The organism is Serratia rubidaea (genome assembly GCF_016026735.1).
In the GTDB taxonomy this organism is placed as follows: Bacteria; Pseudomonadota; Gammaproteobacteria; order Enterobacterales; family Enterobacteriaceae; genus Serratia_B; species Serratia_B rubidaea.
Genome location: NZ_CP065640.1, coordinates 3,362,766 through 3,389,567, shown reverse-complemented (window position 1 = coordinate 3,389,567; position 26,802 = coordinate 3,362,766). Strand labels below are relative to the sequence as shown.

Annotated in this window: 19 protein-coding genes; 10 read left to right on the top strand and 9 right to left on the bottom strand. The window is 59.9% G+C overall.

What is annotated here, in order from left to right; all coding sequences use genetic code 11:
- The first annotated feature begins 671 nt into the window (after window positions 1-671).
- On the top strand, window positions 672-2,072 hold the full coding sequence (gene cycA / locus I6G83_RS15795; protein WP_054306309.1) for a D-serine/D-alanine/glycine transporter: 1,401 nt from the start codon (window positions 672-674) through the stop codon (window positions 2,070-2,072).
- A gap of 36 nt (window positions 2,073-2,108) precedes the next feature.
- On the opposite strand, the gene I6G83_RS15790 is transcribed toward cycA, so the two are convergent.
- The gene (locus I6G83_RS15790; RefSeq protein WP_054306310.1) at window positions 2,109-3,023 is read right to left on the bottom strand and encodes a DMT family transporter; all 915 of its coding nucleotides are present in this window, start codon (window positions 3,021-3,023) and stop codon (window positions 2,109-2,111) included.
- 77 nt (window positions 3,024-3,100) lie between these two features.
- On the opposite strand from I6G83_RS15790, the gene I6G83_RS15785 reads away from it, so the two are divergent.
- Window positions 3,101-3,676: a helix-turn-helix domain-containing protein gene (locus tag I6G83_RS15785; protein WP_054306311.1), complete on the top strand. Its 576-nt coding sequence runs from the start codon at window positions 3,101-3,103 to the stop codon at window positions 3,674-3,676.
- Here the strand turns inward: I6G83_RS15785 and I6G83_RS15780 are convergent.
- Window positions 3,673-4,599, bottom strand: a complete 927-nt coding sequence (locus tag I6G83_RS15780) for a LysR family transcriptional regulator (RefSeq protein ID WP_054306312.1) — start codon at window positions 4,597-4,599, stop codon at window positions 3,673-3,675. The genes I6G83_RS15785 and I6G83_RS15780 overlap by 4 nt on opposite strands.
- 69 nt (window positions 4,600-4,668) lie before the next feature.
- On the opposite strand from I6G83_RS15780, the gene I6G83_RS15775 reads away from it, so the two are divergent.
- The 4 genes from I6G83_RS15775 (at window position 4,669) to I6G83_RS15760 (ending at window position 10,173) form a co-directional block, all read left to right on the top strand.
- Window positions 4,669-5,289 carry a LysE family transporter gene (locus I6G83_RS15775; RefSeq protein WP_054306313.1) on the top strand — a complete coding sequence of 207 codons (621 nt, stop codon included), beginning with the start codon at window positions 4,669-4,671 and terminating at the stop codon, window positions 5,287-5,289.
- Window positions 5,290-5,415: 126 nt separating this feature from the next.
- Window positions 5,416-6,876, top strand: coding sequence for a TrkH family potassium uptake protein (locus I6G83_RS15770; protein WP_054306314.1), 1,461 nt, complete (start codon window positions 5,416-5,418; stop codon window positions 6,874-6,876).
- Window positions 6,877-7,201: 325 nt separating this feature from the next.
- Entirely contained in the window at window positions 7,202-9,196 is a 1,995-nt protein-coding gene (locus I6G83_RS15765; RefSeq protein ID WP_054306315.1) for a BCCT family transporter, read from the top strand.
- A 179-nt stretch (window positions 9,197-9,375) separates the two neighbouring features.
- Window positions 9,376-10,173: a DNA/RNA non-specific endonuclease gene (locus I6G83_RS15760; protein WP_054306316.1), complete on the top strand. Its 798-nt coding sequence runs from the start codon at window positions 9,376-9,378 to the stop codon at window positions 10,171-10,173.
- Between the two features lie 55 nt (window positions 10,174-10,228).
- On the opposite strand, the gene cbl is transcribed toward I6G83_RS15760, so the two are convergent.
- Both cbl and I6G83_RS15750 read right to left on the bottom strand, forming a co-directional pair.
- Window positions 10,229-11,182, bottom strand: coding sequence for an HTH-type transcriptional regulator Cbl (cbl, locus tag I6G83_RS15755; RefSeq protein ID WP_041411764.1), 954 nt, complete (start codon window positions 11,180-11,182; stop codon window positions 10,229-10,231).
- Window positions 11,183-11,445: 263 nt separating this feature from the next.
- Entirely contained in the window at window positions 11,446-12,123 is a 678-nt protein-coding gene (locus tag I6G83_RS15750; RefSeq protein ID WP_054306317.1) for a gamma-glutamylcyclotransferase, read from the bottom strand.
- Window positions 12,124-12,595: 472 nt separating this feature from the next.
- On the opposite strand from I6G83_RS15750, the gene I6G83_RS15745 reads away from it, so the two are divergent.
- Complete coding sequence (locus tag I6G83_RS15745) at window positions 12,596-13,414, top strand: siderophore-interacting protein (protein WP_054306318.1); 819 nt, start codon at window positions 12,596-12,598, stop codon at window positions 13,412-13,414.
- Between the two features lie 314 nt (window positions 13,415-13,728).
- Entirely contained in the window at window positions 13,729-14,829 is a 1,101-nt protein-coding gene (chaA, locus tag I6G83_RS15740) for a sodium-potassium/proton antiporter ChaA (RefSeq protein WP_015671871.1), read from the top strand.
- Window positions 14,830-14,892: 63 nt separating this feature from the next.
- Here the strand turns inward: chaA and lpxO are convergent, their stop codons facing one another.
- From lpxO to I6G83_RS15715, 5 genes are all read right to left on the bottom strand, one after another.
- Complete coding sequence (lpxO, locus tag I6G83_RS15735) at window positions 14,893-15,795, bottom strand: lipid A hydroxylase LpxO (protein ID WP_054306319.1); 903 nt, start codon at window positions 15,793-15,795, stop codon at window positions 14,893-14,895.
- 227 nt (window positions 15,796-16,022) lie between these two features.
- Entirely contained in the window at window positions 16,023-16,811 is a 789-nt protein-coding gene (gene phoH, locus I6G83_RS15730; protein ID WP_015671869.1) for a phosphate starvation-inducible protein PhoH, read from the bottom strand.
- Between the two features lie 562 nt (window positions 16,812-17,373).
- Window positions 17,374-19,524, bottom strand: coding sequence for a TonB-dependent receptor PqqU (gene pqqU, locus I6G83_RS15725; RefSeq protein ID WP_054306320.1), 2,151 nt, complete (start codon window positions 19,522-19,524; stop codon window positions 17,374-17,376).
- A 127-nt stretch (window positions 19,525-19,651) separates the two neighbouring features.
- Window positions 19,652-21,928: an AAA family ATPase gene (locus I6G83_RS15720; RefSeq protein ID WP_072186121.1), complete on the bottom strand. Its 2,277-nt coding sequence runs from the start codon at window positions 21,926-21,928 to the stop codon at window positions 19,652-19,654.
- 905 nt (window positions 21,929-22,833) lie between these two features.
- Window positions 22,834-23,583 carry a prepilin peptidase gene (locus I6G83_RS15715; protein ID WP_054306322.1) on the bottom strand — a complete coding sequence of 250 codons (750 nt, stop codon included), beginning with the start codon at window positions 23,581-23,583 and terminating at the stop codon, window positions 22,834-22,836.
- Window positions 23,584-23,843: 260 nt separating this feature from the next.
- Between I6G83_RS15715 and I6G83_RS15710 the strand changes: the two genes are divergently transcribed.
- Together I6G83_RS15710 and I6G83_RS15705 are read left to right on the top strand one after the other, a co-directional pair.
- A complete protein-coding gene (locus tag I6G83_RS15710; RefSeq protein ID WP_054306323.1) occupies window positions 23,844-26,063 on the top strand; it encodes a DUF2157 domain-containing protein in 2,220 nt (739 codons plus the stop codon).
- On the top strand, window positions 26,053-26,586 hold the full coding sequence (locus I6G83_RS15705; RefSeq protein ID WP_054306324.1) for a GDYXXLXY domain-containing protein: 534 nt from the start codon (window positions 26,053-26,055) through the stop codon (window positions 26,584-26,586). Before I6G83_RS15710 ends, I6G83_RS15705 begins: the two co-directional genes overlap by 11 nt.
- Window positions 26,587-26,802 lie beyond the last annotated feature (216 nt).

Sequence of the window (26,802 nt, the reverse complement as noted above, 5' to 3'; positions counted from 1 at the left end):
CAGTTAAGCCATCTGGTCATGCCTGCGGGTGAAAATCGGTGAATTCCTGCTCATCCGGCCACTGGCGACGGAAATTTTGTGCATGACAAGAAGTAGGGATAAAATACGCACCGGCGCGCTAAACATGCGCCAGATCACCTTTCTGCACGCCAAGCGAAACGCCACTGCAATTTTGCGCGGCGCCGCACAAATTTAACGCCATCCTGCCACACCGAGTCTGAAGCGGGCGCGCTAAGCTAATGATTTTTAGCTGCCTGAGGCTCAACGCCTGCCGCAGGCTGACGTAAACCGATCGCCGACGCTCCCCGATCCAACGTCGGCGGTTCGCACTCAATTAGCGCCGGGCGTCTGCGACGGCTCACCGTTTCCATGCATTAGTTTTTTTCATGCTAAAAACTTAACCCTTTGGGATATCAACAAGATAGCGTTGGCAAAGGCTGTTAATTTTTGATGCCTGAGGGTAACCTTGCGCTTCCTGAAGGTCCGATTTACCGCCTGTGTACAAGAAACAGTCAACTTTCCCCTCGGCGTCAAATGTTGTAAACATGTTACGCAAAGGTGAATTGGTAACACCACCTAAATTAAAGCCGGACAGCCGGATAAACGTATAAGAAAGAGCCAATTTAGAGCTCGTAATTTCACTCATGACAGGTAAGACAGGACATCATCAGATGGTAGACCACGCTAAAATTACCACCGACGCCGCAGAGGCGTCAGACGATCATCTACGCAGAAACCTGACCAACCGCCATATTCAGCTGATCGCCATCGGCGGCGCTATCGGCACAGGTCTGTTTATGGGCTCGGGCAAGACCATCAGCCTGGCCGGCCCTTCCATTATCTTCGTCTACATGATCATCGGCTTTATGCTGTTCTTCGTGATGCGGGCGATGGGCGAACTGCTGCTGTCCAATCTGCAGTACAAATCCTTCAGCGATTTCGCCGCCGATCTGCTCGGCCCGTGGGCCGGCTTCTTTACCGGCTGGACCTACTGGTTCTGCTGGGTGGTGACCGGCATTGCCGACGTAGTGGCGATCACCGCCTACGCCCAGTTCTGGTTCCCCGGGCTGTCGCAGTGGATCGTGTCGCTGCTGTGCGTGCTGGTGTTGCTGACGCTCAACCTGGCCACGGTGAAGATGTTCGGTGAGATGGAGTTCTGGTTTGCGATGATCAAAATCGTCGCCATCATCGGCCTGATTGTCACCGGGGTGGTGATGATCGCCACCCACTTCCAGTCGCCGAACGGCAGCGTCGCGTCGCTCTCACACCTGTGGAACGACGGCGGCATGTTCCCGAAAGGCATCAGCGGCTTCTTCGCCGGCTTCCAGATTGCGGTGTTCGCCTTTGTCGGCATCGAGCTGGTCGGCACCACCGCCGCCGAAACCAAAGACCCGGAAAAAGTGCTGCCGCGTGCGATTAACTCGATTCCGCTGCGCATCATCATGTTCTACGTGTTCTCGCTGATCGTCATCATGTCGGTGACGCCGTGGAATTCCGTGGTGGCCGACAAGAGCCCGTTCGTCGAGCTGTTTATGCTGGTCGGCCTGCCGGCGGCGGCCAGCGTGATTAACTTCGTGGTGCTGACCTCGGCCGCCTCCTCCGCCAACAGCGGCGTGTTCTCCACCAGCCGTATGCTGTACGGCCTGGCGCAGCAGGGCGACGCGCCGAAGTCATTCGCCAACCTGTCCAAACGCGCGGTGCCGGCTAACGGCCTGACCTTCTCCTGCATCTGCCTGCTGGGCGGCGTGGTGCTGATTTACCTGATCCCGAACGTGGTGACGGTATTTACCCTGGTCACCACCGTGTCCGCCATTCTGTTTATGTTCGTCTGGACGATCATTTTGTGTTCGTACCTGGTGTACCGCAAGCGTCGCCCGCAGCTGCACCAGAAATCGGTTTACAAAATGCCGGCCGGCAAGCTGATGTGCTGGGTATGCATGGCGTTCTTCGCCTTCGTGCTGGTGCTGCTGACCCTGCAGGACGATACCCGCCAGGCGCTGATGGTTACGCCGCTGTGGTTCATGGTTCTGGCTATCGGCTACCTGGTGGCGCGCAATAAAAAAGCGGCCTGACGCTAACGGGGAGGCCGCGCCTCCCCGCTTCCTGCACTAACTCTCCGCCACGGCCTCACGTTTTTTCTTCCGCCGGATACGCAGTTCGCTGACAATCACCCCCAGCACGATCAACGCCCCGCCAAGCAGCGCGGCGCCCGGTAAACGTTCCCCGGCGATACGCCCCACCACGCCGGCCCACACCGGCTCACCGGCATAAATCACCGTGGCCCGCGTCGGCGAAATACTGCGCTGCGCCCAGTTCATGGTGAGCTGGATCAGCGCGCTGGCGATGCCAAGCCCCACGGCGCAGTACAGCAGATAGTCGGAATAGGCCGGCACCGCTTCGCCGCTCGGCACCATCATCAGGAAAGAGAGCAGCGAGGCGGTCGCCAGCTGAACGACGGTCACCCGCCTGACGTTCACCTTGCCGGCATAGGCGCCGATCAGGATAATTTCCGCCGCCACCGCCACGGTGCCGATCAGCGTCACGGTCTCGCCCAAACTGAAGCTGACCTCGCTGTTGCTCGGCCCGGCCAGCAGCATCAGGCCGCTGAAGGCCAGCAGGATGCCGACCCAGGCCATCAGGCCCGGAAAACGCTTGAGCACCAGCCACTGCAGCAGCGGCACCATCGGCACGTACATCGCGGTAATAAACGCCGACTGGCTGCTGCTGATGGTCTGCAGCCCGATGCTCTGCAGGCTGTAGCCCACGGCGATCGTCACGCCGATCAGCATCCCCGCCTTGCACTCATACCAGGTCAGCCCGCGCAGGCTGTTCAGTGAAAACAGCGTTAACGCCAGCGCGGCGGTGCCGAAGCGCAGCCCGACAAAAAAGAACGGGCCGCTGACCGTCATCGCATGATGAATCGCCAGAAAGGTGCCGCCCCAGATCATGGTAATCACAATCAGGATCGCTTCCTGCGGTCTGATTTTCAGCCACAGGCCAGGAGTAGAAGATGTTTTGCTCATAGACGCCGACTTGCTCTAGATAAATACAACGTGCACTATAATGCACAGATCCTGCCAGTATGAGACATTACGCAACAATGAGCAATATAGTGCACAACGGCAAGTCCGACGCGCCCCAGGTGCTGCAGTACCTCAGCAGCAACGTGCGCGGTTATCGTCAGCAGGCGGCGCTGAGTCAGACGGCGCTGGCGGCGCTGTCCGGCGTCAGCCGCCGCATGCTGGCGGGGATTGAGGCCGGCGACCGCAACGTCAGCCTGGCGGTGCTGGATAAACTGGCGGCGGCGCTCCAGGTCTCTTTCAGCGACCTGATCCAGGCGCCGGCGGCGCGCGGCAGCCATCTGGTGGGCGAGCTGGCCTGGCAGGGCGAACAGGCGGGCAGCCAGGCGATTGTTGCCGCCAGCGTGCCGGCGCGCCAGCGGGTAGAGCTGTGGCAGTGGACGCTGATGCCGCACGAACAGTATCACTCGCAGCCCGATGCCGAAGGCTGGCGCGAAATCGTGCATGTGATTGAGGGCTGCCTGACGCTGCTGCTGGAGCAGCAGACGCTGACGCTGTGCGCCGGCGATACCTACGTTTTTAACAGCGATCAGCAGTACGCCTACGCTAACCGCGGTGACGGCCCGCTGCGCTTTATCCGCAACATCTCCTTCTAAAGCTCCATCGCCTGGCGCTGCAGCCAATGCAGCAGGGTTTCCGCCGCGCTGCCCGGCGTGACCGGCTGCGGCGTCAGCAGGCTGTAGCCGCTGCCGTCATGGCGAAAGCCGAACGGCGCCGCCAGTAGCCCGGCGTCGATATCATCACGCACCTGTTGCCACGGCCCAATCGCCACGCCCAGCCCGGCGACCGCCGCCTGTAGGCTAAAGTAGAAGTGCTCGAAACGCTGCTGCGGCATACCCTCGATCGAGACCCCCTGCGCCTGCGCCCAATCCGCCCAGGCGTCGGGCCGGGTGGCGGTCTGCAGCAGTGCCGCATCGCGGCGCAAACGCGGCTCTGTCTGGCTGCCCTCGACAAACTGCGCCAGCATTTCCGGTTTGCAGACCGGGCCGATCTTTTCACTGAACAGCGGGATGCTGTGCACGCTGGCGCCCCAGTCAAAATCATTACGCCGAATCGCCAGCGTGATGCCATCCTGAAACGCCACCGCGCCGCCGCCGGCCACCAGCTGCACATGAATGGCCGGATGGGTGCGCAGGAATTCCGGCATGCGCGGAATCAACCAGCGCATCAGTAACGTCGGCTCACAGGAGAGGACGATCGGCGCGTTTTGCGCCTGCAGATACAGTTCCTGCACGCTCTGCTCAAGGATATCGAACGCCTGCTGGCTGGCCTGCCACAGCTTGCGCCCGGCCGCCGTCAGATAGACCCGGCGGTGACGCCGTTCAAACAGCGCCAGCCCCAATTCATTCTCCAGCGCCCGCACCGCCCGGCTGATGGCGCCATGGGTCAGGCTCAGGCTGTGCGCCGCCTGGGTAAAGCTTTCCAGCCTGGCCGCCGCCTCAAAACAACGCAGCCCGCCCAGCGAAATGTTCCTGCCGATTTTGCGTGAGATAGGCTCACCGATTTTGTCAGTTTTCATCGTTTGTCTCCCTGTTCGCGACGTTCAACAATGCAACCCTATCTAATCAATATCTTATACAGGCCCACTATGACCGAACTTATTGCCGTCGTCACCCTGACTTTACTCGCCGTGATCAGCCCCGGCCCGGATTTCGCCATGGTATCGCGCAACAGCCTGAGCGGTTCGCGCGCCGCCGGGCTTTACTGCGCGCTAGGCATCAGCCTCGGCGTGCTGGTCCACGTGGGCTACACGCTGATCGGCGTCGGCCTGCTGATTCAACGCTCGCTGTGGCTATTCACCCTGCTGAAATTTATCGGCGCGGCCTACCTGATTTATCTGGGCGTACAGATGTACCGTCATGCAACCGCAGCGCCGGCGCACGCAGCAACGCCGGTGCTGCACATCAGTGACTGGCGCGCACTGAAAACCGGGTTTCTGACCAATGTGCTGAACCCCAAGACCACCGTTTTCATCGTCAGCCTGTTTATGCAGGTGGTTAACCCGCAAAGCCCGCTGTGGCTGCAGATCGGCTACGGGTTGTTCATCTCTCTGGCGCATATGCTGTGGTTTGGCTGCGTGGCGCTGTTCTTCTCTGCCCCGGGCGTCAGCGCGCGCTTTCTGCGCCTGCGCCGCGGTATCGACCGCCTGTTCGGCGGGTTGCTGGTTACGTTCGGCGCGCTGCTGGCGCTGAGTAACCTGAGCCGCTGACGCTATCCTTGCCGGGACACGCGCGGAGCCGATAATTTTTATGATATTTTTATATCGTCCGCGCTATTCTATAGTGACTTCTATCAATGTGTTGACGCACAGTCCTTCGGCAATCCGGGCGCAAGCATGGTTAAAACAAAACAACTGGTTATTGTTGTTCACCTTTGCAGTTTTTTAGTGGTTCTTTACAGCCTTTCCATGATTCCCCCGTTATTAATGGCGTTGCTCTATAAAGAAAAGAGCATCTTCTCGTTCTTCTATACGCTGGTGATCGCCGCATCGGTCGGCGGCCTCGGCTGGTTCAGCAGCCGCCAGTCGAAAGTACAGCTGCGCACCCAGGACGGTTTTTTAATCATCGTGCTGTTCTGGCTGCTGTTTTCCATCATCAGCGCCCTGCCGCTGTGGCTTGACGATACCCTGAACATCAGCCTGGTGGACGCCATGTTCGAGGGCGTCTCAGGCATCACCACCACCGGCGCCTCGGTGCTGAACGACGTCTCCTCGGTGCCGAAGTCCTTCCTTTACTACCGCGCGCAGCTGAATTTTGTCGGCGGTTTGGGGGTTATCGTTCTGGCGGTGGCGGTGCTGCCGCTGCTGGGGATCGGCGGCGCCAAACTGTATCAGTCGGAAATGCCCGGCCCGTTTAAGGAGGAGCGCCTGACGCCGCGCCTGGCCGACACCGCCAAAAACCTGTGGCTGATTTATCTCGGGCTGGGGCTGCTGTGCACCCTGGCGTACCGCCTGGTCGGTATGCCCTGGTTCGACGCCCTGTGCCATGCGCTGTCCACCGTCTCGCTGGGCGGCTTCTCCACCCGCAATGAGAGCCTGGGCTATTTCGACAGCGCGCCGATCGAGCTGGTCGGCGGTGTTTTCTCCGTGCTGGCGGCCATCAACTTCACCCTGTTCTTCGTCGCCGTCAGCCGCCGCAGCCTGAAGCCGCTGCTGCGCAACCCCGAGCTGCGCTTTTTCCTGCTGATTCTGTCCATTATCGTAGCCATCGTGGTGATCGAGCTGTACCGCTCCGGCATGTACGGCCTCAAAGACGCGCTGGTGCACGGCTTTTTCCTCACCAGTTCGATGATGACCGACAACGGCTTGGCCACCGCCGACTACGCCAAAACGCCGACCAACGCCATCCTGCTGCTGCTCGGCGCCAGTTTCTTCGGCGGCTGTGTAGGCTCAACCTGCGGCGGGATTAAAGCGCTGCGCTTTCTGATCATGTACAAAGTGAGCCGCCACGAGGTCAACCAGCTGGTGCACCCCAACGCCATTTTCACCATCAAGGTCGGCGATGCCTCGGTGCACGATCGCGTACTACGTTCGGTATGGAGCTTTTTCTTTCTGTACGTGCTGTTCAGCTGCCTGTTCGTCTGGGCGCTGAATCTGATGGGCTATGACATGATGACCGCGTTCGCCACCGTCGCCGCCTGTATCAACAATATGGGCCTGGGGTTCGGCGAGACGGCGGCCGGCTTCGGCACGCTCTCCGATCCCGCCAAATGGCTGATGTGCGCCGCCATGCTGCTGGGGCGTCTGGAGATTTACCCGATTCTGATTTTATGCTCCCGCACCTTCTGGCGTTTCTGACCTATTCCGCCTGCCGACAGCGTCGGCAGGCGTCTTGCATTAGTCAGTAAAATCAATGAAATAACTAAGTTCATTCCCCGTAAATTCAAGTTATGTCAATTTTCGTGTATACTTCCCCGGCACTATTTTTCGGGCGTCCTGCGCCCATTTTCTCTGGAGTTGTTATTTCCAATCAGTAGCTTTATCCCAAATAATTTGGACTTGCATCGCGACGGTAAGGGAGCGCACCTCAATAAATCAATCATTTGGGTGCAACCGTCGGTGACACAGATGCAGCTTCAAGCATAAAGGGGATATCACTCCCTAACGGACTAGAAGGTATTCTATGAGCCAAAACGACACTGAAAACGTGGCCCGTCGTAGCCATATCAATCCTCCGGTATTTTTCATTTCCGCCGCACTGATCATCGTCCTGGTGGCGTTTGCCGCGCTCTATCCCGAGCTGGCCGATCGTAAATTCAAAGCACTTCAACAGGGGATATTCACCAACGCCAGCTGGTTCTATATTCTGGCGGTCGCGCTGATCCTGCTCAGCGTCACCTATCTCGGCCTGTCGCGTTACGGCAACATCAAGCTGGGGCCGGACCACGCCCAGCCGGACTTCAGCTATGTCTCCTGGTTCGCCATGCTGTTTTCCGCCGGCATGGGCATCGGCCTGATGTTCTTCGGCGTCGCCGAGCCGGTGATGCACTATCTTTCGCCGCCGGTCGGCACGCCGGAAACGGTGGAAGCGGCCAAACAGGCGATGCGCCTGACCTTCTTCCACTGGGGCCTGCACGCCTGGGCGATTTACGCCATCGTGGCGCTGATCCTGGCGTTCTTCAGCTACCGTCACGGCCTGCCGTTAACGCTGCGCTCGGCGCTGTATCCGATTATCGGCGACCGCATCTACGGGCCGCTGGGCCATGCGGTGGATATCTTCGCCGTGATCGGCACCGTTTTCGGCGTCGCCACCTCGCTGGGCTACGGCGTGCTGCAGGTGAACGCCGGTCTGAACCATCTGTTCGGCCTGCCGATCAATGAAACGGTGCAGGTGGTGCTGATCGTGGTGATTACCGGGCTGGCGACGCTGTCGGTGGTGTCCGGTCTGGATAAGGGCATCCGCATTCTGTCCGAACTGAACCTCAGCCTGGCGATCCTGCTGCTGGTGCTGGTCGGCATCCTCGGCCCAACCGTGCTGCTGCTGAAATCCTTTGTGGAGAACACCGGCGGCTACCTGTCCGAGATCGTCAGTAAAACCTTTAACCTGTACGCCTACGAGCCGAAATCCAGCAACTGGCTGGGCGGCTGGACGCTGCTCTACTGGGGCTGGTGGCTCTCCTGGTCGCCGTTTGTCGGCATGTTTATCGCCCGCGTCTCCCGCGGCCGCACCATCCGCGAATTCGTCACCGGCGTGCTGTTTGTCCCGGCCGGCTTCACCCTGCTGTGGATGACCTTCTTCGGCAACAGCGCTATCAATCTGATTATGACCGAGGGCGCACGCGATCTGGCAACCACGGTGCAGACCGACGTTTCGCTGGCGCTGTTTAACTTCCTGGAGCACTTCCCGTTCGCCAATATTCTGTCGTTTATCGCCATGGCGATGGTGGTGGTGTTCTTCGTCACCTCGGCGGACTCCGGCGCCATGGTGGTGGATACGCTGGCCTCCGGCGGCTCCGACAAGACGCCAATCTGGCAGCGTATCTTCTGGGCTGCGCTGATGGGGGTGGTGGCGATCGCGCTGCTGGTCGCCGGCGGCCTGAGCGCGCTGCAGACGGTCACCATCGCCAGCGCCCTGCCGTTCTCCATTATCCTGCTGATCTCGATTTACGGGCTGCTGAAAGCGCTGCGGGTAGACGCCTATAAGCGCGACAGTCAGATGATGACCACCATCGCGCCGACCGCCGCGCGCAACCCGATCTCCTGGCAGCGGCGCCTGCGTAATATTGCCTACTTCCCGAAACGCTCGCACGTGAAGCGCTTTGTCAGCGAAGTGGTGCATCCGGCGATGACGCTGGTGGAAGCCGAGCTGATAAAACAGAACACCGAATCCTCGATCGACGATACGCAGGATGACCGTATCCGCTTTGAAGTGGATTTGGGCGACGACCTGAACTTCGTGTATGAAGTGCGCCTGCGCGCGTATATTCAGCCGGCCTTCGCCCTGGCGGGGCTGAACGATGAAGAGCGCGACGAAGAGCACAAGTACTACCGTGCGGAAATCCACCTGAAGGAAGGCGGCCAGGACTACGACGTGATGGGCTGGACGCAGGAACAGATCATCCACGATATTCTCGACCAGTACGAGAAGCACCTGCACTTCCTGCATCTGGTACGTTAAAACCGCTGCACTGACCGCCCTTCGGGGCGGTTTTTTTTCGCCTCAACGCCTCTCTTTTATGTATCCCCCACAACACATCACCAATATCAATATGTTGCATTGTTGTATTCATAACGCTGCGATAGGTTAAAAGCACTGTAAATAAATACAGTATTTTCTAACTTATTGAGGATACCACCATGCGTTTGAAACAGCTTTTCTCCCTGCTGGCCCTGCTCGTCAGCGCACAGACCTTCGCCGCTGCGTCCGAGTCGATCGACAACTGCGCCGTCGGCTGCCCCACCGGCGGCAGCACCAACGTATCGATTGTGCGCCACGCCTACACGCTGAATAACAACAGCAGCACCAAGTTCGCCAACTGGGTGGCCTATCACATCACCAAAGATACGCTGGCCAGCGGTAAAACCCGCAGCTGGAAAACCGACCCGGCGCTGGATCCGCAGGATACCCTGGCCCCTGCCGACTACACCGGCGCCAATGCCGCCCTGCAGGTGGATCGCGGCCATCAGGCGCCGCTGGCCTCGCTGGCGAACGTGTCGGACTGGGAATCGCTGAACTATCTTTCCAACATCACGCCGCAAAAATCGGCGCTGAACCAGGGATCCTGGGCGGCGCTGGAAGATCAGGAGCGCAAACTGATCGCCCGCGCCGACGTCAGTTCGGTGTATACCGTTACCGGCCCGCTGTATGAGCGCGAGATCGGCAAACTGCCCGGCACCAGCAAGCCGCACACCATTCCCAGCGGCTACTGGAAGGTGATCTTTATCAACAACAGTCCGGAGGTGAACCACTACGCCGCCTTTATCTTTGACCAAGACACCCCGCGCGACGCCGACTTCTGCCAGTTCCGCACCACCGTCAACGAGGTGGAAAAGCGCAGCGGCCTGATTCTGTGGGCCGGCCTGCCGGATGCGGTACAAGATAAACTGAAGAGTAAACCGGGCGTATTACCCGAGCTGATGGGCTGCCAAAACTAAGAATCACCGTATGATCCAGGCGGGGGCAGCGCTCCCCGCCTGACGGGCCAACCGGCTAAATCTGGTAATCGATCGCCGCTTCAAGCTGAGCGGAAAACACCTTCTCTTTAATCTCCGTCAGCGTCAGCGTCGGGTTGCACAGCTGAATAAAACGCCAGGCGTAATTACGCTGCAGCTGGCTGCGCTTCAACCCCAGCCAGACGGTATTCGGCTCGAACAGGTGTTCGGCATTCAGGCTGACCAGTCCGCGATCGCGCTCTTTCTCGTACGACATATCGGCCAGCACCCCCACGCCCAGCCCCAGCTCCACATAGGTTTTAATCACGTCGGAATCCTGCGCGCTGAGGGCGATGTCCGGCGTCAGCCCCGCCGCCTTAAAGGCCGCATCCAGACGCGAACGCCCGGTAATGCCCTGCCGGTAGGTGATCAGCGGCTGAGTGCTCAGTTGCTCCAGCGTCAGCGGCCCGGCCTGCGTCAGCGGGTGGTTTTCCGGCACCAGAATCGCATGGTGCCAGCGATAGTAAGGAAACGCCGCCAGCGCGTCGTCGTTGATCAGCCGCTCGCTGGCGATGCCGATATCCGCCTCCCCGGAGGCCAGCATGGCGGCAATCTCCTCCGGCGTGCCCTGATTAAGCACCACCCGCACCCGCGGATACAGGGCGCGGAACTCCTTAATCACCCGCGGCAGGCTGTAACGCGCCTGAGTATGGGTGGTGGCGATATGCAGCTGCCCGTCGTCGTTGCTGCTGAACACATCCGCCAGCCGGCGAATATTGTTGGCATCGTTCAGAATACGTTCGGCCACCACCAGCAGCTCTTTGCCGGGTTCGGTCATTCCCAGCAGGCGTTTACCGCGGCGAATAAATATTTCGATGCCCAGCTCTTCTTCCAGTTCGCGAATATGTCGGCTGACCCCCGACTGTGAAGTAAATAAGGTATTGGCCACTTCGGTCAGATTGTAATTACGACGGGCCGATTCCCGAATAATTTTTAATTGTTGGAAATTCATCCTGTCCCCCATTGCGCACGATTTCCTAATATTGATACGGGGACAGCGGCAGGCTCACAAATAAGAAATAGCCTTTAGTTATGCTTTTTCACGATAAGACGTCGCCCGGGCGCCGCATTCTGCCGGCGCCCGGCGGGTTAAAAATGAAAATCAAATAAAAACAACAGGATGGATAACCATAGCTAAAGGGCGGTTTATTTTCCGCCCTTGCTGACAGTTATTAAATAGAGGGATTGGGTATAACCAGACGCGCCCGTCGCGCTTTAGCCTGCAAGCGGCGCATGCTGCTGCAGCCATTGGCGCACGCTGCTGGCCAGCTCACCGATGGCGTCATCATGCATGCCGTGGTTTTTCAGTTCGCGGTCGAGGGCAAACAGATACTGGGCGTTGCTGCCCAGCGGGCCGCTGGCGCTGGCGATCAGCGGCGTCACCACCTGATGGCAGGTATCTTCCTCAAACAGCGGATGCTGCGCGTCCATCACAAACGCCAGCGCGGTGATGCGCTGGCCGCCGTCCAGCGTCAGCTCGCACCAGGTCGGCAGGTAACAGCCGGTCACCATTTCGCGTTTCCACAACAGCGCCAGCTCGTCTTCCAGCTGCGCCTGCGGCAGGCGGAAGGCCAGACCGCGGGTCTGCCCGCCAGCCTTCAACGCCAGCATGCGGCCAGGCTGGTGCTGGGTGCCGCGCCCGGCGGTCAGGCGCAGACAGAACGCCCGGTGCCAGCCCTGCAGGGTAGCGGGCAGCACCTCTTCCGCTTCAAAAATCGGGTTCCACATCAGCGAGCCGTAGCCAAAGACCCAGACCGGGCCGCTGTCCGGCCGCTGCGCCAGCGTACTCGCCAGCGACGCCGCCCGCTGCTCCGGCGTCAGCAACAGCGTCTCTTCGATGGCACCAAATGCCGTTTTGCAATCTGCCTGCTGCAGAAAATCTCGCGTTAACACCGATCAACCTCCCGGGTAGCAGCGCCGCTGCTTCCCATCACCACTGATTTAAACCTATCACTCTCATAGCCTAATAATTCAAGGTACCGGCAGAATCCCGCTGAACTTACTCCGGTAACTGATTCATGCAGCCAACGCACCTGTCACTTGAAGTATGACGGATATATACGGAATTTTATTAGTTCACTATTTAACCGCCTAATGATGACACTATTCTTTTCCGCAGCGGCAATCAAGTCTCCGGCGCTTTTTTACCGGCAAAAGTATTTGTACCCAGCAGCAATAATATTTCCTTCTTTGTCAGCCGGACATATAAGCCTCATATATTGGTTCCCCCAATCGGAGAAAATAACCGCAATGTTATCCGGGGAATAAACCGCGACATTGGCAAACGGTGCGCCTTTAATTGGCAACGATTCTCATTATCAACCGTCGTGGTATACTGCCGCCACAACGACAACAGGAGAACGCCGTGACTACCGAAGCATCCCGCACCCGCGCCCCCTATTTAATCAGCGTTGCCCGCGTTGAGGACGTAACGCCGCACCTGCGTCGCATCACGTTTTATGCCGACGATTTACAGTACTACCCGGCCAACGCCGCCGCGGCGCATATCAAAGTCTTTCTGCCGCGCGCCGGGCAAAGCCAGCCTGACCTGCCGCGCCTGACGGAAAATGGCCCGGTCTGGGCGGCGGACGCCGTACGCCCGCTGGTGCGCACCTACTCCGTGCGCGCCATTCGCCCGGAGCAGCGGGAAATCGACATCGAATTCGCCATGCACGATCATAACGGCCCGGCGGTCAGCTTCGCCCGCCATGCCAAAGCCGGCGACAAAATCGGCATCAGCAACCCCGGCGGGCCAAAACCCATGCTGCCGGACGCCGACTTTTACTGTCTGGCGGGCGACCCTTCATCGCTGCCGGCCATCGCCGCCCTGCTGGAAAACCTGCCGGCGCGCAGCGAAGGACACGCCTTTATCCGCGTCGACAGCAGCGCCGATGCCCTCGATCTGCGCAAGCCGGCCGGTTTTGAACTGAGCTGGATTATCGGCGGCACCGACAAAACCGCCGAGCTGGTCACCCAGTTCTGCGCGCAGCCGCTGCCCGCCGGCCGCACGCACTTCTGGCTGGCCGGCGAGGACCAGCTGGTGGTCACGCTGCGCCGCTACCTGCGTCGTGAACGTCAATGTGAGCGTAATCAGCTTTATGCGGTGCCTTACTGGCGTGAGGGGCTAAATGAGGAGGGTTATCATGAGACCCGCCATGAAATCATGGACAATATTGATTCCTGATCGACGCAAGCTGCGTGTATTCGCAAAGAAATTTGGCATTAACTGATTTTTTTAGCGGGTTAATGATAAAAAATCGCTTAGCTGCGTAAAAGTAAGTAAAAAAAACCGCATCCCCTGCGGTTTTTTTGTTACTCTATGTCACATAAAGCAAGTTTTTTCTTGCTCATAACGCCACAACATCACCATTCCCACGGTGCAATCCAGTCAGCATATCCTATGATTAAGTATCCTCCGCGATACGTGAAATCGTCGGTTATACAGGCGATTAGCGCTCAACCGGGAACCTGCAGTTCGAGAAAGGAGACGTACTATCCATGAAGTCGCAACACGATCCTGGCCGATCTAAATCCCGCCATACCGAATACTCCCTGATTTTCCCCATCGCTGCGCTGGTTGTCCTGAACCTGTGGAGCGGCACCAGCAACTTCCCGCTGATCGTCGGCATCAATATTCTCGCGCTGTTCGGTATTCTGAGCAGCGCCTTCAGCGTCGTGCGCCATGCCGACGTGCTGGCCCACCGCCTGGGCGAACCCTACGGCTCGCTGATCCTCAGCCTGTCGGTGGTGATCCTGGAGGTCAGCCTGATCTCCGCGCTGATGGCCACCGGCGACGCCGCGCCGGCCCTGATGCGCGACACCCTGTATTCCATCATTATGATCGTCACCGCCGGACTGGTGGGCGTCGCCCTGCTGCTGGGCGGGCGCAAGTTCGCCACCCAGTACGTCAACCTCGGCGGCATCAAACAGTATCTGATGGCGATTTTCCCACTGGCGGTGATCGTGCTGGTGCTGCCCAGCGCCCTGCCGGGCGGCAACTTCAGCACCGGCCAGTCGCTGCTGGTCGCGATGATTTCCGCCGCCATGTACGGCGTTTTCCTGCTGATTCAGACCAAAACGCACCAAAATCTGTTTGTCTACGAACATGAAGACGACGATGGCGACCCGCACCACGGCAAGCCGTCCTCCCACAGCAGCCTGTGGCACGCCGCCTGGCTGGTGGTGCACCTGGTGGCGGTAATCGCGGTGACCAAATTCAACGCCGGCCCGCTGGAAGGTCTGCTGACCAAAGTGAACGCGCCGGCTCAGTTCACCGGCTTCCTGGTGGCGCTGCTGATCCTGTCGCCGGAAGGGCTGGGCGCCCTGCGCGCGGTGCTGAACAACCAGGTGCAGCGCGCCATGAACCTGTTCTTCGGTTCGGTGCTGGCGACCATTTCCCTGACGGTGCCGGCGGTAACCATTATCGCCACGCTGACCGGCCAGACGCTGATCTTCGGCCTGCAGGCGCCGCATATGGTGGTGATGCTGACGGTGCTGATCCTGTGCCAGATCTCCTTCTCCACCGGCCGCACCAACGTGCTGAACGGCACCGCCCACCTGGCGCTGTTCGCCGCCTATATGCTGACCATCTTCGCCTGATCCAGGCGACCGCAGCATGAAAAAAGGGCTGAACCTGGGTTCAGCCCTTTTGTTTTCCGCCGGCTACAGGGCGCAAAAAATCCCCACGGCGATACCGCCGAACAGCAGCCATTTAATAATGTAATACACCGTTTTATTCCAGGCCTTCAGCCGTTTCCCCACCCGGCGGACGGCGTAAATATACTTGAAAATCTTATTCACACCGCCGGTACGGTCGCCCTCTTCATTCGGCGCGGTGGCGGCGCTCAGCAGATGGCGTCCCAGCCAGTGGTTCACCCGCTGCGTCCAACGGTAGCGCATCGGCCGTTCAATATCGCAGAACAGAATCAGGCGGTTCTGCCCGCTTTGGTTCTCCGCATAGTGCAGATAGGTCTCGTCAAACAGCACGTCCTCGCCATCGCGCCAGCTGTAGCGTTCGCCGTCCACCTCGATAAAACAGCGGTCATCATTCGGCGTAATCAACCCCAGGTGATAGCGCAGCGAGCCGGCATACGGGTCGCGGTGACGCGGCAGGCGGCTGCCGTCCGGCAGCTCGGCAAACATCGCCGCCTTGACCGACGGCAGCGTGCGCAGCAGCGCGGTGGTCTGCGGGCACAGCGTCATCGCCGAAGGATGGCTGTCCTCATACCATTTCAGATAAAAGCGCTTCCAGCCGGTTTTAAAAAAGGAGTTAAATCCCGCATCGTTATAGGTATCGGACGCCTTGATCTGCCGGATCGCCATCAGCTGGCGCCCTTCGTCGCGAATCACCTGCCAGTTGTCGCGCAGCGCCTGTAATTCCGGGAACTGCGCCTGCGGCAGATACGGCGTGGTGGGCACGCGGGAAAAGAGATACATAAAGACGTTCAGCGGCGCGGTGAAGGTCGAATGGTCAGCCAGCTGACGCCAGAAGCCGTAACGAACCCGACCGCGATAGTGCACATAAACCACGCATAAAATAAACAGAATTAAAACGATATATTTCATTGTTTTTCATCAGGATAATCATACATAGCCATCCCTGAGCCAGGCAGGCGCAGGACCCAGCGCCCCGCCGTGCGGCGGGGGTTACAGCAACCTATCATCAACAGTGTAGAAATGATTTTCTATACAATAAACCACAAAAACTTACACAAAAAGTCAACAAAGCGCAGATAGCATGCCGGCAATAAAAAAGGCCGCAGAGCGGCCTTTTCACACGGGTTTACGGAAGGTTAACTGTAAGCGTGCAGCGTACGCTGGCACAGTGCGGAACGTACGCAGTCCTGTTTATCAAAGCGAATAATGCCGACCATTTCGTCTTCCTCGAAACGCTGCAGCGCATCGTTCAGGCCCGATTCCACCCCGCGCGGCAAGTCGCACTGGGTGATATCGCCGTTGACGATCACCGTCACGTTCTCCCCCAGGCGGGTGAGGAACATTTTCATCTGGCTGGTGGTGACATTCTGCGCTTCGTCCAGAATCACCACCGCGTTTTCAAACGTCCGCCCGCGCATATAGGCGAAAGGCGCAATTTCGACCTTGCCGATTTCCGGCCGCAGACAATATTGCAGGAAGGACGATCCCAGCCGGCGCTGCAGAATGTCATAGACCGGGCGGAAATAAGGGGCAAACTTCTCGGAAATATCCCCCGGCAGGAAGCCGAGATCTTCATCCGCCTGCAGCACCGGACGGGTGACGATAATACGATCCACTTCTTTATGAATCAGCGCTTCCGCCGCTTTCGCCGCGCTGATAAAGGTTTTGCCGCACCCGGCTTCGCCGGTGGCAAACACCAACTGTTTATTTTCTATGGCTAACAAATAATGACCCTGAGCCTCGGTTCGCGCCTCGATGGGTGAGCTATCGCGCTTATCCCGCGCCATGCCGATAGACTCAACGCCACCCATTTGCACCAGCGAAGTCACGCTTTCTTCTTCCAGCTGGCGATGACTGCGAGCGTCACGACGAATTACGCGTTTCGCTTCACGACGTGCTTTGATCACTGCTTTCTGTCTTCCCATAGTGGCACCTTACAGTTTGTTTCACCTACCGCAGCGTTATTCACGCGCGATGAATGTTTCACACACGTATTAGGTTCTGGCCTCCTTCAAGCCAATATATACCTCGGCGTTGCGGACGACGTTCCGCAAAACCTGGGGGCAAGCCAATGGATAAAGTAAACCTGCGGCTGCGTTATTACGCCGAGATCCACCGGACGAAGAGACGAAATAAACGGAATCTGCGAGTATGGCGTTGCGCGTGACAGTGTAGAAAGTGGTGAGAAAAAGAGAGTCGGAGAGAGAACCCTCGTTACAACGAGAAATCAGGGAGGTGGTGTTATTTTTTCTTTGTAGCCCCAACCAGGACTTTACCATTAGCGATCCCCGCAGTGTTATTTACAGCCTCGGGCTGTGCACCGTGTGAAAACTACCGCCAGATGATTACAGTATAATGACAATGCGCCAGTCTGCGTTGCTTAAATGTAAAAAAATTTATTTTTTTACTTTCCTGCGCGCTGCTCGCTTATTTTTTGAGCTACCGCATTAATATAGCATGCCGGCCGCGCCGGCATGCCGCTGATTATTATTCGAACGAATAGGCTACGCTGATGCCGCCGCCCCAATTACGTCCCGGCGCCGGCTCATAGAAACGCCCGTTGCCCTCATTAACAATCACCGATCCCACGTAATCGCGGTCAAACAGGTTATCAACCCGGCCAAAAACGTTGACCAGCCAGTTGCCCAGCGGATAGCGGTAGCCGCTGTTCAGCCCGACGGTGGTGTAGGACGGCGCCTGGGCGCTGTTGGCGTCATTGACCTGAATATCGCTCATATAGCGCACCTCGGCGCCGGCATACCAGCCCTGCTCCGGCGCCCACGCCAGCGAGGCGTAGCCCATATTGCGGGCGATGCCCGGAATGCGGTTGCCGCGGCCGATAAACTTATCCGCTGAACAGGCAACGTCGCCGCAAATATCGTCGCGATAGCGCGCATCCAGCAGCGTCCAGGCCACATTTAACCGCCACGCCTCGCCAAACTGCTGATCCAGCGCCAGCTCCAGGCCGCGACGCCGCGTCTGTCCGGCGTTTTTATAGCTGCTGCGCCCGTTGCTGCTGTTGGCGGTGACAATCTCATTGCGGGTGTCGGTCTGGAACAGCGCCGCGGTCAGCAGCCCGTTGCCGATGCGCGTCTTACTGCCCACCTCCAGCGTATCGCTGACGGCCGGCTGCAGATCGAAGTTCATGCCGGCGCTGCCGTCCGGCCGGTAAGAGAGTTCGTTGATGGTCGGCGTCTCAAAGCCGCGTCCGGCGGCGGCGTAGATGTTCCAGCCGTCCGCCAGCGCATAGCGCAGCGCGCCGGCAGGCAGCCACTGGTGATAGCGGGCGTTGCCGCTGTCGTCGCCGTTGCCGGCGGTAATAAAGTGGTCATTGGAGTCAAAATTGACGGTGCTGAAGCGCACGCCGGCGTCCAGCGTCAGGCGCGGCGTCAGCTGCCAGGAAGTTTGCAGATACGGGTCAAGGTTCCACATCAGGTTGCGCTCGTCACGGCGCAGATTGCCCTTCACGCCCAGCTGCTGTTCACCGTTCACCTCGGCAAAGTTTTCATAGCCCTTGCGCTTTTCCGTCATGGTTTCATAGTTGAGGCCGCCGGTCAGGGTATAGGGCACGGCGGCGATCTCGCCGCGGTGCGTCCAGCGCGTATCGACGCCCTGATAATGACGCGCCAGCACAATCACGCCGCCGGGCTGCTGGGGGCTGCGCTGCTGGACAAATACCGGGATCGACTGATACTGGGTGGTTTCCCGCTCGCCGGCGTACATCATCACGCTCAGATCGTCGCTGTCGCCAAACTGGCGCTGATAGTGCAGGCCGCCCTGGGTCTGCGACACGGTCTTGCGCGTGTTGAACTGTTCGGCGCGCGGCGACTGGCGCGGGTTATCCTGCCACTCCGCCCGCGTCAGGCCGCCGGGATCGTCGGCGTTGATATCGACGCTGTTAAACAGCAGCGTCAGGGTGCTGGCGTCATCCAGCCGCACGCCCAGTTTGGCGTTGCCCAGATTCTTGCGCGCGCCGCTGTGATCGCGGAAGCCTTCGGTGGTAAAGCGCGTCGCGGACACCGCGTAGTTGACGTCGCCGGCCTGGCTGCCGTCGCCGGTGGCGCCGCTGGCCTTGACGCCGTAACGCCAGGAGCCGTAGCTGCCGGCGTACATGCCCGCCTCTACGCGGTTCGGCTGACGGCCGGTCTGCGTTTCAACGTTGACCACCCCGCCCGAGGCGTTGCCATACAGCGCGGAAAACGGTCCGCGCAGCACTTCAACTTTATCCGCCGACGCCAGATCGATATTCGAGGTTTGCCCCTGTCCGTCCGGCATGGTGGCGGGAATGCCGTCGACATAAATCCGCACGCCGCGCACGCCGTAGGTGGAGCGCGCGCCAAAACCGCGCACCGACAGCTGCAGATCCTGCGCGTAGTTCTGACGGTTTTGCACCTGCAGCCCGGGCACCACGCCAAGGCTCTCCGACAGGTTGACCTGCGGTTTGGCGTCGCGCAGCTGCTCACCGTTAACTACGCTGACCGCCGCCGGCGTACTCAGTTCAGACAGACCGCTGCGCTTGGCGGTGACCACCACGGTCGCCTCGTCGTCAGCGGCTGGCGCCGCACCGGCGATCGCCGGCCATAAAACAGGCAGCAGCGCCACCGCGGCGGCGCAGGTATTCCCGGAAATAGGTTTCATAAAGTTGATGCCGTTAAAAATAGAAGGAAGTCGTAACAATCAGACGCAAGCGGCAATATATACGAATATTGCCGCAAGCAGTGCACAAATCGTCAGGATCCCGCTATTTTCTGCCGTCGTCGGCGCCTCAGCACTGATAGCCGCTGCCGACGTCAAAATTCAGTACCACGCCCTGCCGCGGGTCGTAAGCCAGCTGCAGCAGCTGCGGCTTGCGATGCTCCTCCAGCCGCTGCAGCAGCTGGCGGGAAACCGTCGGCAAAATTTGCTGATTCAGCACGCTGTCGATATGGCGCACGCCGCCCTCCGCCTGCAGACCGACCGACACCAGCGCATCGCTCAGGCTGTCGTCGACCACGCAGCGCAGATCGTAACGCTGCCGCAGCCGCTGCATAATCTGTTGCAGCCTGCTGGCGACAATCCGCCGCAGCGCGTCGACGTCCAGCGGACGGTAGATCAGCGCCTGCGCCTGGGCCAGCAGCGCCGGCTGAAAGCGTGCGCGCAGAATCGGCTGCAGCACGGCGCTCAACTCGGCGTCCGTCGCGTCGGGCTGCGTGTCCAGCTGTTGCAGCAGCTGCTCGCGCCCCAGATCGCTGCTCAGCAGGAACACCGTATGGTGAAAATCAATCAGCCGCCCTTTGCCGTCGCGCAGCGAGCCGTGTTCAAACAGCCGGCAGAGCAGCTTCTGCACCTCGCCATGCGCCTTTTCCACCTCTTCCAGCAGCACCACGCTGTACGGGCGCAGGCGCACCGCTTCGGTTAACGTCCCCTCCTCCTCCGCCTGCTCGCCATGCCCGCCGATCAGATGCTTCACCGCGCACGCTTCCTGATACTCCGCCATATTCAGGGTCAGCAGTGAGGCGTCGTCCGCATACAGGTTCTCGGCCAGCGCCCGCGCGCTCGCCATTTTGCCGACGCCGGCCGGCCCCAGCAGCAAAAATACCCCCAGCGGCCCATTCTCCAGCCGCAGCTGCGTTGAGGCGGTATACAGCCGCTGCGCCAGCGCGGCCATCGCCGACTCCTGCCCGATAACCTGCTCGCTCAGGCGCTGTTCAAGCTGTAGCAAACAGCTGCGCTCATCCTTTAACAGGCTGCTCAGCGCGATGCCGCACCAGTCGGCGATGACCGTCGCCACCATGCGGGCGTCCACATCCAGCGACAACAGAGGAACGGACGCCTGCAACACCGCCAACTGCTGCTGCAACGCCGCGCATTCATCGTCGCGCTCCGCCTGCCGGGCGCTCAGCAGCCGCCGCGCCAGCTCCCGCTCCTGCTGCAGCTGCTGTTCCAGGCTTGCCCGCTGCTGCTGCAGCCACAGGCAGCGGTCGCAGATATCCGCCAGCCGCGCCGGATCGACCTCATCACTCTGCGCCTCGTCCTGTTCAAGCGCCTGCTGCTCCATCGCCAGCGCCGCCAGCTCCGCACGTATCTGCATTAACGGCTCGGGTTCAACCTCCAGGCTCATCCGCACCCGGGCACTGGCAATATCCAGCAGATCCACCGCCTTGTCGGGCAGCTGGCGGCCGCACAGATGGCGACGCGACAGCACCACCGCCGCCTTCAGCGCCGAGTCCTGAATATAGACGCCATGGTGCTGGGCGTAACGCTCCTTCAGCGCCCGCAGCATCAGGCAGGCGGTCTCGTCATCCGGTTCATCAACGCGAACCTTCTGCAGGCAGTGCCCCAACCCGCTGTCCCACTCCACATGCTGCTGATATTCCTGGCGGTTGGCGGTAATAATCAGGCGCAGCTCGCCGCGCATCAGCGCCGGCTTCAAGACCTTGAGCACCTCTTCACTGCCGGCCGACTCGCCGGCGCCCAGCGGCGCGTACGCCTCGTCAAGCAGCAGCAGGTGCGGCACCGGCGAACGACGCAAGGCGTCAACCACCTGCAACAGCCGCGCCGCAAAAGCGCTGCGGTCGCTGAGCCCTGCCTGCAGCTGCGCCAAGTCCAGTCTGCGGATACGCATATTTTTCAGGCCGTCCGGCACATTGCCTTCTACAATGCGCTGCGCCAGCCCCTCCACCAACGCACTTTTCCCGACGCCCGGCTCGCCGACCAGGATCGGATTGTTTTTACGCCGGCGGGAAAGCACATCAACGATCTGCCGCAGTTCGGCGTCACGCCCCAATACCGGATCGAGCTGCCTGGCCTGCGCTTTCGCGGTGATATCCAGGGTGAATTGATCCAACAGCGCTGAGAACTCACATTCCGTCATATCCGTAATCCTGACAACAGGTGATTCCACGGACGAAAAACCGCAGCTCTGATGACCGCCCGCCGACCCCTCCGGCCACGGCGGCGCACACTTCAGCGGCATCTCATCCAGACTCAACAGCGTCCCGGCAGCCGTCCGCATGCCGTCGGGGCTTAAGTTGCGTAGCCAATAGGCTAAATGCGTTGTCATAAAGCTCTTCCTTGTTTGCCAGCACCGGACAGACTCTCCTTACCGGCGCGTTTTGTTCGCGTAAATCCCATTCCATGGGGCACTCTCTGCAGGGTTAAGCGGCGCTTCCCGCGGCTTAACCCAAGACATCGCAGGCCGATCGGTTGCCTGACCCGATTAGCCCTGCGTCTGCGGTCTGAAGTTTTGCGTGGGTAGGAGACGTGAAGAGTAGCAGCGGCCCGACGCCTGACCGACGCCGTACTCCCGGCCGCACGCGGGGCCCAGATGAACAGCAGGCCGTCCTGAGATAAAGCGGGTGCGTCAAACCAATCACCTCCGGCAATAAATCGTACAACATGGGCGTATTTCCCCAATTCTGTATCTGATAAACTCGCCAGCCTGAGCGCAGGCTGACTTAATTACGCCAAAACGGCGCTCGCCCAAAATAAATTATTTATCTTTGTACGCGGGCAGTGGCGCCGATAAAAACTTTCATAAACGTTATGAATATCGGAAAATTGTTTCAGCCCGCAGCGCAGAAAATAATTCAGACAAATACCTATAGACACAAGTTTAAAAAGCTATGACATATGAAAGGAATTAAAAAGATGTAAGCAAATATTTCAAAGAAGCCATTTTAGTCATAAGCACCAGCATTCTGATTATTAAGATTTTCCCCACGCACACTCAGGCAGGGCGCATGGTGGCAGGTGCTGGCAGATCGCATCAAGGCGCTAATCGCTATTAACGGGTGCAGGAAGAAAACATCAAATAAGAAAAGTCCTGTTTTTCTGCCAACCGACGCCATGCGTTTTTATTGTTAACAGAAAACTAAAAAAAATATTATGTATTCCCTCGTCAAATATATAAACCATATAGATCCGTTTTTTTTATAATTATGGCTAATATGCATCGGCGACAATGCGTTAATAATTTATTGGCGCGACAAGAAACAGCAGGTTTACCACACCGCTGATTGCCAACCAGGGGCCAAACGCCAGCGGCTCTTGCCCGCCCTCTTTATTCCATCCGCGCCTCAGCAGCACATACGTCAGGCCGCCGCCTGCCGCCAGCAACAGCAGGTTCGGCAGGCTTTGCCAGCCGCACCAGGCGCCCAGCGCCGCCGTCAGTTTAAAGTCGCCGTAGCCCAGCGCCTCCTTGCCGCTGCCGAGCCTGAACAGCCAAAACAGCGCCCACAGCCCGGCATAGCCGGCAACGGCGCCGATAACCGCCTGATCCAGCGGCACAAACCAACCGTTCAGGTTGCACAGCAGGCCCAGCCACAGCAGAGGCAACGTCAACGCATCCGGCAGCAGCATGGTGTTGAAATCAACCAGCGCCAGCGTTAGCACCAGCGAGCAAAACAGCAGCAGCGCCAACAGCGGCAACCCCGGCGGCAGCCGCATCCCCGCCAGCAGAAACAGCAGCGCCAGCGCCGCTGCCGGGTAACGGCTTGCCGGCGCACGCGTAAACAGCTTCCGCCACCCGGCCGCATCCCCATCCGTCACCGGCAGGTCCAGCTGGCGCTGCGCGGCGCGACGCCAGCGCTGCTCCAACAGCAACGGCAGCTGCAGCGCCACGCGGTTAAGCAGGCTGCCGACGGCCCAACCCACCAGCATCAGCAATCCCAGCCAGCATGCCGGGTAAGCATCGGCCAGGCGTATCAAGGCGTTCATCCGTTATCCCCCGTCAATCGTCCTGCCTGCCATGCTGCCGCATTTTCCCCGCCGCCGGTACGGAGACAACTCAGCTCAGGCGCACCTTTTACGGCAAATATCCTAGCCCGTCGCTGACGCCGGCCACACAAGGGTGATTAATCAGGTAAACTGGTAGTTCAACGCAGCGCTGCGTGCCCGGCATCTGCAGCGCATTTTTAGCCGACAGCGGCCGGGCCTGCGCCCCGCCGGGTCAATATCACCACGGCAAGGAAGTCTGTATGGATTCGTCGTATCACCCTGCCCGCATGCCTTCCGGCGCGGCAGCACACGTATGCCGCACGCTCGGCGCGCTGCAACGCTCATCGCCGGACAGCGACGGGCTGTCCGCCGCTGCCTATCAACAGATCCTGCTGTACTGCGGCGTGCGGCCGGATCGCCCCGCCTGGCGTCGTTTTCTGCTGGCCGCGCTGACGCTGCTCGGCCTGCTGGCGCTGGTCAGCGGCGGTATTTTCTTTATCGCCTGGAACTGGGCAGCGATGCCCAAAATGGCCAAATTCGCCCTGGTGGAGGGCGGGATCCTGGCGCTGACGGTCGTCGTCTGGTGGCGCTGGCGACAGACGCTGGCGCGCATGGCGCTGCTGGCCATCGGCCTGAGCTTCGGCGGGTTGCTGGCGCTGTACGGCCAGACTTATCAGACCGGCGCCGACAGCTGGGAGCTGTTCCGCGCCTGGACGCTGATACTGCTGCCGCTGGCGCTGCTGGGACGGCAGAACGGCCTGTGGATCTGCACCTGGGCGGTCGCAAACCTGGCCTTTCAGTTCTATTACGCCAACCAGGCGCTGCTGCTGATGGGCGACGACGCCTGGCAGCCTTTCCCCTGGTCGGGCAACGGCCTGCTGTACGCCTACTTCGCCGCCCAGCTGCTGTGCCTGATCGTACGCGAGGCGCTGGCGGACTACGCCTCCCGCCGGCAGCCGACGTCATGGCTGGCCAAACGCTGGCCGTCGCGCATCCTGGCCGGCTATCTGCTGCTGACCCTCACCGTCTGGGTAGCGGCCACGGTGCTGGAGTGGAGCAACACGGATGACCGTCTGATTATTGTGCCCTGGGCGCTGTTGCTGGTGATCGGTTACGGCGTTTACCGCCACCATCGGCCGGATCTGTGCATGCTGACGCTTGGCATGACCAGCCTGATGGTGGTGGGCTGCGTGGTGATTCTGCAGCTGCTGTACTTCTCCTGGAATCTTGAGGCTCTGTTGCTGATCGCCTGGGGGACCGGCAACCTGTTTCTGATCTGTGGCCTGACGGCGCTGTGGCTGGCGCTGTGCGGCTCACTGCTGCTGCGCTGGCGGCGTGAAATGTACCCGCAACAGCCGCCGGACATCGCGCCGGATGAGGTCGGCGCACTGCTGCAGGCGCTGCAGCAGCGCCGGTTGCTGAACGCCCGGCAGGCGGCGGCCGTGGCGAACTTCGACCATTCCGCACGGCTGCCGTGGTATTTACGCCTCGCGCTGACGCTGGGCGGTTGGCTGGCGGCGATGATTATCCTGTTGCTGCTCGTTCTGGTGCTGTATGTGGTTGGCCTGATCGGGTCGCTCGACGGCGCGTCGCTGACGTTCTACTCCGCCTTGCTGGCGGTGCCGGCCGCCCTGTGGTTGCGTAAACCGACAATCGGCCAGCAACAGATCGGTCTGGCCTGGGCCATCGCCGCCACCTGCGGCTTTTATCTGGCGATTATGTCGTTCGGCGACGGCGATTCAAACTTCCGCATGATGCTTAAGGTGCTGTGTTTCCTGCCGGTGCTGGCGGTAATGACATGGGCGATGCCGAGCACGCTGTATCGTCTGATGGCGGTCTGCGGCGGGGTCTTCCTGCTGGTGCAGTCGCTGGGCTATTTCAGCGGCCGCTATCTGCCGCCGATGCTGGCTATCGGCCTGACGGCGCTGCTGGTCGCGCTGCTGCTGGCCGGCTGGCTGCAGCAGGTTATCCGCAGCGCTGCGCGGCCGTCAGCGGGCGGCAACGCATGGCGCTACGGCATACCCGCCGGGCTGATGGCGCTGTGCCTGGCCGCTATCCACCGCGGCCTGCTGAACGATATTTTCGGCCCCTCTGCCGGCCACGCCATGCTGGCGACCATGCTGGGCCTTGGCATCGCCGTCGGACTGGTCGGCAGCGCGCTGGCCTATACCCGGCGCACCGCCGCCGACGCAATGCCGGTTTACCTGCCCGCCGCCCTGTTCTGCGGCGTCACCGCCCTGTTCTCACCCGGGCTGGGGCTGGGGCTGCTGCTGCTGCTCACCGCGCGCTATCTGGGCAGCCGCGCGCTGCTGGCGACCGCGGGCGCTTATCTGCTGCTCTACCTTGCCGACTGGTATTATTTCCTCGGCATCACGCTGCTGCATAAAGCGCTGCTGCTGATGGTCAGCGGCAGCGCGCTGTTGCTGCTGGCGCTGTGGGTCAAACAATGGCAGACGCAGGGAGGCGACCATGCAGACTAATTCCGTTATCAAATGGCTGACCGGCGCGCTGGTGCTGGCAGCGCTGCTGCTGGTTAACCTGTCGATTTACCAAAAAGAGCAGCAGCTCAGGCAGGGCCGCGTGGCCATCCTGCAGCTGGCGCCGGTCGACCCGCGCTCGCTGATGCAGGGCGACTATATGGCGCTGGACTATGCGCTGGCCGCGCCGCTGCGGACGCAGATGCGCCAACAGCGGCAAGCCTGCCGGGCCGGCGACTGCCAGGCGCCGGCATCCCGCGGACAGCTGGTGATTGAACTGGATGCGCAGCAGCACGCGGTCAGCGCGCACTTTTATCGCGGAGAGCCGCTGAAGCCGCAGCAGATTCTGATGCAGTATCACCTGTCCGCCAGCGGGCTGCAGATCGGTACGCCGAGCTACTTTTTCCAGGAAGGGCACGGCGACAGGTTCGCCCGCGCGCGTTACGGCGAGTTCCGCGTCGCACAGGACGGCAGCGCGCTGCTGACCTATCTGCGCGATGCCGACGACCGGCGCATTCTGCCATAAGTCCATCCCTCTCCCGCGGCCGACGCCTCGTCAGCCGCGGGACTAGCATATAAACACCGCCAATAAAATACTCCTTAATATCCCTTCTTTCCCGGTCAATTCCCCACAAATAGTCAAGTTAATTAACGATTAGTTAACGTATTATCTCAAAAGCATATAACTCGATAAATTCAGCTTATTTTTTGCACCGATCGGCAGTGATGCCGGCATTTTTAT

Excerpts from the sequence above, each read along its gene's own strand:
- I6G83_RS15715 (WP_054306322.1), bottom strand. The coding sequence starts at position 23,583 with ATGAACGCCTTGATACGCCTGGCCGATGCTTACCCGGCATGCTGGCTG.
- I6G83_RS15770 (WP_054306314.1), top strand. The coding sequence starts at position 5,416 with ATGGTTAAAACAAAACAACTGGTTATTGTTGTTCACCTTTGCAGTTTT.
- lpxO (WP_054306319.1), bottom strand. The coding sequence starts at position 15,795 with ATGAAATATATCGTTTTAATTCTGTTTATTTTATGCGTGGTTTATGTG.
- I6G83_RS15780 (WP_054306312.1), bottom strand. The coding sequence starts at position 4,599 with ATGAAAACTGACAAAATCGGTGAGCCTATCTCACGCAAAATCGGCAGG.
- I6G83_RS15765 (WP_054306315.1), top strand. The coding sequence starts at position 7,202 with ATGAGCCAAAACGACACTGAAAACGTGGCCCGTCGTAGCCATATCAAT.
- I6G83_RS15710 (WP_054306323.1), top strand. The coding sequence starts at position 23,844 with ATGGATTCGTCGTATCACCCTGCCCGCATGCCTTCCGGCGCGGCAGCA.
- chaA (WP_015671871.1), top strand. The coding sequence starts at position 13,729 with ATGAAGTCGCAACACGATCCTGGCCGATCTAAATCCCGCCATACCGAA.
- I6G83_RS15720 (WP_072186121.1), bottom strand. The coding sequence starts at position 21,928 with ATGACAACGCATTTAGCCTATTGGCTACGCAACTTAAGCCCCGACGGC.
- cycA (WP_054306309.1), top strand. The coding sequence starts at position 672 with ATGGTAGACCACGCTAAAATTACCACCGACGCCGCAGAGGCGTCAGAC.
- I6G83_RS15775 (WP_054306313.1), top strand. The coding sequence starts at position 4,669 with ATGACCGAACTTATTGCCGTCGTCACCCTGACTTTACTCGCCGTGATC.
- I6G83_RS15760 (WP_054306316.1), top strand. The coding sequence starts at position 9,376 with ATGCGTTTGAAACAGCTTTTCTCCCTGCTGGCCCTGCTCGTCAGCGCA.
- pqqU (WP_054306320.1), bottom strand. The coding sequence starts at position 19,524 with ATGAAACCTATTTCCGGGAATACCTGCGCCGCCGCGGTGGCGCTGCTG.
- I6G83_RS15790 (WP_054306310.1), bottom strand. The coding sequence starts at position 3,023 with ATGAGCAAAACATCTTCTACTCCTGGCCTGTGGCTGAAAATCAGACCG.
- I6G83_RS15785 (WP_054306311.1), top strand. The coding sequence starts at position 3,101 with ATGAGCAATATAGTGCACAACGGCAAGTCCGACGCGCCCCAGGTGCTG.
- cbl (WP_041411764.1), bottom strand. The coding sequence starts at position 11,182 with ATGAATTTCCAACAATTAAAAATTATTCGGGAATCGGCCCGTCGTAAT.
- phoH (WP_015671869.1), bottom strand. The coding sequence starts at position 16,811 with ATGGGAAGACAGAAAGCAGTGATCAAAGCACGTCGTGAAGCGAAACGC.
- I6G83_RS15705 (WP_054306324.1), top strand. The coding sequence starts at position 26,053 with ATGCAGACTAATTCCGTTATCAAATGGCTGACCGGCGCGCTGGTGCTG.